At 51.4% G+C, this 2,601-nt stretch carries 5 protein-coding genes and 1 pseudogene; all 6 read left to right on the forward strand.

All coding sequences use genetic code 11. The features are described from left to right. Nucleotides 1-211: pseudogene (locus BHE89_RS25895) on the forward strand (hypothetical protein); the annotation flags it as partial. Nucleotides 212-234: 23 nt separating this feature from the next. Then, nucleotides 235-636: a hypothetical protein gene (locus BHE89_RS25900; protein ID WP_286146166.1), complete on the forward strand. Its 402-nt coding sequence runs from the start codon at nt 235-237 to the stop codon at nt 634-636. 11 nt (nt 637-647) lie between these two features. Next, nucleotides 648-995, forward strand: coding sequence for a hypothetical protein (locus tag BHE89_RS14305; RefSeq protein WP_069370011.1), 348 nt, complete (start codon nt 648-650; stop codon nt 993-995). Then, nucleotides 992-1,420 (forward strand): hypothetical protein, encoded by a 429-nt coding sequence (locus BHE89_RS14310; protein WP_069370010.1) that lies wholly within the window; start codon nt 992-994, stop codon nt 1,418-1,420. Before BHE89_RS14305 ends, BHE89_RS14310 begins: the two co-directional genes overlap by 4 nt. Continuing rightward, on the forward strand, nt 1,413-2,006 hold the full coding sequence (locus BHE89_RS14315; RefSeq protein ID WP_069370009.1) for a hypothetical protein: 594 nt from the start codon (nt 1,413-1,415) through the stop codon (nt 2,004-2,006). The genes BHE89_RS14310 and BHE89_RS14315 overlap by 8 nt, the downstream gene beginning before the upstream one ends. A gap of 2 nt (nt 2,007-2,008) precedes the next feature. Next, the gene (locus tag BHE89_RS14320; protein ID WP_011872836.1) at nt 2,009-2,554 is read left to right on the forward strand and encodes a hypothetical protein; all 546 of its coding nucleotides are present in this window, start codon (nt 2,009-2,011) and stop codon (nt 2,552-2,554) included. Nucleotides 2,555-2,601 lie beyond the last annotated feature (47 nt).

Consider the following 2,601-nt stretch of genomic DNA (forward strand, 5'->3'; position numbering starts at 1 on the left):
CAGCCAACCACCAGCGCTATCCATAGAGACTGCACCAAAGAGTGAACCTCCCAAGCAGATTGGTGCTGCACAAGACACCGACCGCAATACCAGTGCGTTTCAAAGTCCGTTCGAGGAGGTAAGTGACTCCATGATCGGTCTAATGGATAGCTCTTTCGTCAAAGTCATAGCGGTGTTGATGCTGGTGTTTGGGTTGCTAGTGGAATTATGAGGCAGAGCCCATCAGGAATTGTGATGGGGATAATGCCTGCAATTATGATCATGACCGCGCCAACGGTTATTCGTACCATGTTCGATACAGGCGCGGCCAGTACCAAGCCAGTGGAAGATAGCGGAAGCTCATTTCCTTTCTTCTTGGTGGCAATAGTGCCGGTGCTGATTTTCTTTGCCTATAGAGCTTTTATGAACAACCGGAGCGACTCCGAAATTGATGAGTTGTTAAGAGAAGCCCGACGTGCTGAAAGGGCTGAACGACCAAGCAATGAGCCTCCCTCAGTGGATGAACTCCGTGAGCGCCAGCAACAAAACCCAGAAAGAGAACCGGTGGTTGTCAGCTCATCAGCTCCGGCACCAAAGGTGCAAAAGGAAGAGCCAATCGAAGTACAGCCAGGCAAGCGCAAAATTATTTTGGATTAGTGGGGTAGGTTATGAGCAAAAAGCGCATCGTAATCAAAAATGGTGAGGTCTGCGGGTTTGCCGATGAGGTTTCATTCAAAGGCCTTGAAGTGCAGGAATACAGTAAAACAAGGGTTTCGCGCATCGTGCCGACGAACGGATTTCTAATGATCGCGTTCTACGTTATTCGCGGACTTTGTTCAGACGAGTCAAAGATCGCGGCATGGACTCGTGTTTGGCGTTGCCAGTGGAAGGTTCTGATCGACGGTAAAAGCTATGGCCCATTCAGCAGTCGTGCAGATGCTATCGCGTTCGAGAAGGACGAGATCTACAAACAAGGCAAATTCTTTGCCGATGCCACTCACGAGGCGGCAGTATGATGACACGGGCGGCTATGGCCGCTCTGTTATCCGCGTTGGTAATAGGCCTTGTGTCTGATTTGGCCGCACAAGAGCTGGTGGTAAGCCAGGTGGCTATAGACAAGTCCACTGAGGTGGAGAAAGAAGCTACCTTCCACAACCGCAAGTGGGTGTTAAGGACGGGGCAGGTTAGTGGATTCTTCATCTGCCAAGGAGATAACAAAGACATTTACTACCGGCATGACAGGGTGGGCGCTCACTGCCAGAAGACATCGACTGGGTGGCGCAATGTACTAGGTCTCAGGGACGATGTTCCGGAAGTTGAGCTGAGCGTGTACCTGGGGACCGTTGAAGGTGTACCCGTGAAAGTTCTTCATCAGGAAGTGGATGGTTACGATCTGAAAGTGCAGTACAAGGTTGCACGTAAAGGATCAGCAAATGAGTGAGAGTGTGCGCCAGTCAACACCGATGGCGAAGATTAAAATCCTGCCGAGTTTCGTGGGGTTTCCCTTCCCGTCGGCGCTGCTTATCGGTGCGGGGTTCCTCAATGGCCCTTTGTGGGGTTTTGCCGCATTCGTCTTTCATGTCGTCATCAAGCGGTACATCTACAGAGAATACCGGAGGTTGCCATATCCGATGCCAACCAGCTCAAGGCATATGGATGAGTTGAGCGAGCTCCTTGTAAAGGGGATACCGGAGGAATTTTTCCATCGGCTCGATGCAGCTTGCAGATCTGATGCGTCAGTACAAATAACCTGCCCAAAGAAATACCGGCTGCTCAAAATGTCGTTGAATCGCTATGCCAACCGCTTTGGTTGTTACCCGCAGTTCCGTGAAGGGGATGAAATAGCGATTGAGGTAACAGAGCCCAGACCAAGAAGGGCTGGAGCGGGAAAGAGCTTTCCAAGGCTGGGCAGTCTTGACGAACTACAAAGGGGCGAGGCCAAAGAGCCCGAAGTCATCAGCTCTACATCGGACCAGAAAGAACAAGGCACTCCCAAGCGAGACAAGAGAAAAATCATTCTGGACTGAACATGGAACAAATCAGAAAAGGCCTAACTCTCGAATACGCAAAAGAGAAGCGTGAGAAGCTCTTGGCGGAGCTCAAATCAGATGAACACTACAACCAGACTGAAACAGTAGCCTATGGGCACCACGACCCGCTCAGCGTTCCTGTGGCAGCTTGCGATAGTTGTCATGGCCGGGCGCAAATGCAGAAGGTTATAGGTCCTCCTGTGCGCTGGAATATGGTCTGTCTGGGTTGTGGGAAGGCCATCCAGCAAATCCAGAAACGACCGTGGCAAGCAGCAATGGCGTGGAACCAAATTAACTTGGGAACACAGGACTACAGACAACTGCCCCTCTTTGGACTTGGGAGCCTGTCTCCTGAGTCAGCAAGACAGAGAATGGTGGGAATACGCAGGAACCTGGAGCTGAGAAAGAGCCTCGCCGGTATCGAGAGGACGATAGCCCACAAGGAAGGTCAACGCCCACCAGGGAAAGAGTACCAGCAACGACTGGAAGCATATCTGCAATGGGCCATGCTGGCGCTGAGGTTGCTCAAAGTCAAAGCAAGTTAGTGGTGAGAAGGAAGAGAGAACCCGGTACTGTGAAGCGCCGGGTTTTT

Origin of the sequence: Shigella sp. FC1967 (genome assembly GCF_001743005.1) — a bacterium.
In the GTDB taxonomy this organism is placed as follows: Bacteria; Pseudomonadota; Gammaproteobacteria; order Enterobacterales; family Enterobacteriaceae; genus Proteus.

Excerpts from the sequence above, each read along its gene's own strand:
- BHE89_RS25900 (WP_286146166.1), top strand. The coding sequence starts at position 235 with ATGGGGATAATGCCTGCAATTATGATCATGACCGCGCCAACGGTTATT.
- BHE89_RS14305 (WP_069370011.1), top strand. The coding sequence starts at position 648 with ATGAGCAAAAAGCGCATCGTAATCAAAAATGGTGAGGTCTGCGGGTTT.
- BHE89_RS14310 (WP_069370010.1), top strand. The coding sequence starts at position 992 with ATGATGACACGGGCGGCTATGGCCGCTCTGTTATCCGCGTTGGTAATA.
- BHE89_RS14315 (WP_069370009.1), top strand. The coding sequence starts at position 1,413 with ATGAGTGAGAGTGTGCGCCAGTCAACACCGATGGCGAAGATTAAAATC.
- BHE89_RS14320 (WP_011872836.1), top strand. The coding sequence starts at position 2,009 with ATGGAACAAATCAGAAAAGGCCTAACTCTCGAATACGCAAAAGAGAAG.